Below are 3,006 nucleotides of genomic sequence, written 5' to 3'. Positions count from 1 at the left end.
GTTGCGGGGCGGGCTGCGGGAGGCCACCGACGGGCTGTCGGGGGATGCGCGGGCGCTGCTGCCGGGGCTGGTCGTCGGGGACACCTCGCGGATCACGCCCGACCTGGACGAGGCGTTCAAGGAGACCGACCTCGCGCACACGCTCGCCGTCTCCGGGAGCAACCTGACGATCATCCTGGCGCTGCTCATCGGACCGCCCGGGCTGGCCCAGCGCGTCGAGCGCCGGGGGCTCGCACCCCGGCTCGGCATCCCCCTGCGGACGACGGCACTGCTCGGCGGGGCGCTCACGCTCGCCTTCGTCGTCGTGTGCCGGCCGGACCCGAGTGTGCTGCGGGCCGCGGCCTGCGGAACCGTGGTTCTGCTCGCCTTGGCGACCGGGCGCCGCAGGTCACTGATCCCGGCGTTGGCGACGGCCGTCCTGCTCCTGGTGCTGTACGACCCTTGGCTGGCCCGGAGTTACGGGTTCCTGCTGTCCGTGCTGGCCACCGGGGCCCTGCTCACGCTCGCGCCCCGCTGGAGCGCGGCCCTGCGACGGCGACGGGTGCCACCGCGGCTGGCCGAGGCACTGGCCGCCGCGGGTGCCGCACAGGCTCTGTGCGCGCCGGTGGTCGCGGTGCTGTCGTCGCGGGTGAGTCTGGTGGCGGTGCCGTGCAATCTGCTCGTGGAGTTCGCCGTGGCTCCGGCCACGGTGCTGGGCTTCGCCGCGCTGGCGACGGCGCCCCTGGTGATGCCGGTGGCCAAGGCGCTGGCCTGGTGCGCGAGTTGGCCCGCGGGGTGGATCGCGGACGTCGCCCGTACCGGGGCGTCCCTGCCCGGCGCAGGGGTGGACTGGCCCGGCAGTTGGACCGGGGCGGCCCTGCTCGCCCTGGTCACGGTGGCCGTGGTGACGGCCGGGCGGCGGCTGTTGCGGCATCCCGGGTGGTGCGGAGTCTGCGGAGCGCTGCTCCTGCTGGTGGTGGTGCAGCCGCCGCCGCTGGCCCGGGTGATCACGGGGTGGCCGCCGCCCGGCTGGCGGTTCGTGATGTGCGATGTGGGGCAGGGGGACGCGACCGTGCTCGCGGCGGGTGACGGTACTGGTGTGGTGGTGGACGCGGGGCCCGATCCGACGCTCGTCGACCGGTGTCTGCGGACCCTCGGTGTCACCAGGATCCCGCTGGTCGTGCTGACCCACTTCCACGCCGACCATGTGGCGGGTCTGCCCGGAGTACTGCGCGGGCGGAGTGTGGGGGCGATCGAGACGACCGGGTTCGAGGAACCGATGGACCAGGTGGAGTTCGTACGGCGGCAGGCGGCGCGGCACCGGATTCCGCTCACCCGTGCCGTGGCGGGGGAGCGGCGGCGCACGGGGGCGCTGGACTGGGAGGTGGTGTGGCCGCCGGCGGGAGCGGGACCGGGACCGGGAGTTCCGGGAGTTCCGGTCGCGTCGATGGAACCGGAAGGGCCGAACGATGCCAGTGTCGCCCTGCTCGTGCGGTCGGGCGGGCTGCGGTTCCTGCTGCTCGGCGATCTCGAACCCCCGGCTCAGCGAGCGCTGTTGAGATCTCCGGCGGGTGCGCTGCTGGGCGGCGTGGACGTGCTCAAGGTCGCCCACCACGGCTCGGCCTACCAGGATCCGGGACTGATACGCAGGGCGGCTCCGCGGCTGGCGCTCATCTCGGCGGGGAGGGACAACACGTACGGACATCCGGCTCCCGGTACGGTCGCGGCGCTGCGGGCGCAGGGGGCGATGGTGCTGCGGACGGACCAGGACGGGGCGCTGGCGGTCCTGGGAACGGGTGGGTCGCTGCGGGTGGCGGGAGACTGAGGGCATGAATTCCGCACAGGTTGATGCCTATCTCCGCCGCCTCGGTGCCGAGCACCCGGCGGGGCCCACCGTGGACGCCCTGCGCGAGCTGCATCTGCGCCATCTGCAGACCGTGCCCTTCGAGAACCTGTCGATCCATCTCGGCGAGGAGATCGTGCTGGAGGAGAAGCGACTGCTGGACAAGGTGGTGGGGGCGCGAAGGGGCGGGTTCTGCTACGAACTCAACGGTTGCTTCGGGGCGTTGCTCGCCGCGCTGGGCTTCGAGGTGACGCTGCTCGCGGCCCGGGTGTACGGGGACGAGGGGCGGCTCGGCATCCCGTACGACCATCTCGCCCTGCGGGTGCGGACGGTGGACGGGGGCGACTGGCTGGCGGACGTCGGCTTCGGGGCGCACAGTCACCATCCGCTGGCGATCGGGGAGCGGGGTGAGCAGGTGGATCCCGGGGGCACGTTCCGGGTCGTCGAGGCCGGGGCGGACGCGGCCGGGGTGCGGGGCGGGCACGTGGTGGCGGAGGCGGCCGACCTGGACGTCGTCGGGGGCGGCAAGCCCCAGTACCGCCTGGAGGTGCGGCCCCGGGTGCTCGGTGACTTCGTGGCGGGCGCCTGGTGGCACAGCACATCGCCGGCCTCGCACTTCACACGGTCGCCGGTGTGTTCGCGGGTCACGGAGGACGGCGGGAGGATCACGCTCAGCGGGCGGAGCCTCACCGTGACAGGGGCGGACGGGACGCGCGAGGTGCGGGAGTTGGGGACGGACGAGGAGGTGCTCGGGGTGTACCGGGAGCGGTTCGGGGTGGAGCTCGACCGGGTGCCGGTGGGACCGGAGGCGCGGGAGATGCGGGACGCGGGGTGAGGTTCTGACCGGGAAGGGGATCCGGGAGGCCGGGTGAGGTTCTGGCCGGGGCGGGTTCGGGCCGCCGTCGGTGGTGAGAGCGGTGGGTCGGGGCTTTCCGGGTGCCGGACAATGGCCAGGTGAGCGATGTGAGACATGTGCTGGTGCTGCCTGATCGGGATGCCGCGGAAGAGGTGGCGGAGGCGCTCAGGGAGCGGTTCGGGGTGGCTGAGGAGCCGCGCATCGTCCGGGACGCGTTGGCGGGGGAGGACGACGCCGAGGACGCGCAGTGGCTCGTGGTGCTGCGGGACGAGGAGGGACGGCTGGATCCCGGGGCGGGCTCTTATACACATCTCCGAGCCCACGAGAC

Annotated in this window: 3 protein-coding genes; all 3 read left to right on the top strand. The window is 73.6% G+C overall.

The features are described 5' to 3' along the window. Positions 1 to 1,804: ComEC/Rec2 family competence protein (locus HLK59_RS49270; RefSeq protein ID WP_240983094.1), on the top strand; the 1,804-nt coding region annotated here is incomplete at its 5' end. 4 nt (positions 1,805 to 1,808) lie between these two features. After that, positions 1,809 to 2,657, top strand: a complete 849-nt coding sequence (locus tag HLK59_RS49265) for an arylamine N-acetyltransferase (RefSeq protein WP_171148217.1) — start codon at positions 1,809 to 1,811, stop codon at positions 2,655 to 2,657. Between the two features lie 119 nt (positions 2,658 to 2,776). After that, positions 2,777 to 3,006, top strand: a 230-nt coding sequence (locus HLK59_RS49260) for a hypothetical protein (RefSeq protein ID WP_171148216.1), incomplete at its 3' end; no start/stop codon positions are given.

The sequence above is a fragment of the Streptomyces sp. S3(2020) genome, assembly GCF_013044505.1.
Lineage (GTDB): Bacteria > Actinomycetota > Actinomycetes > Streptomycetales > Streptomycetaceae > Streptomyces.
The sequence above is the reverse complement of the archived record's forward strand: the minus strand, read 5'-3'. Positions and strand labels throughout refer to the sequence as shown.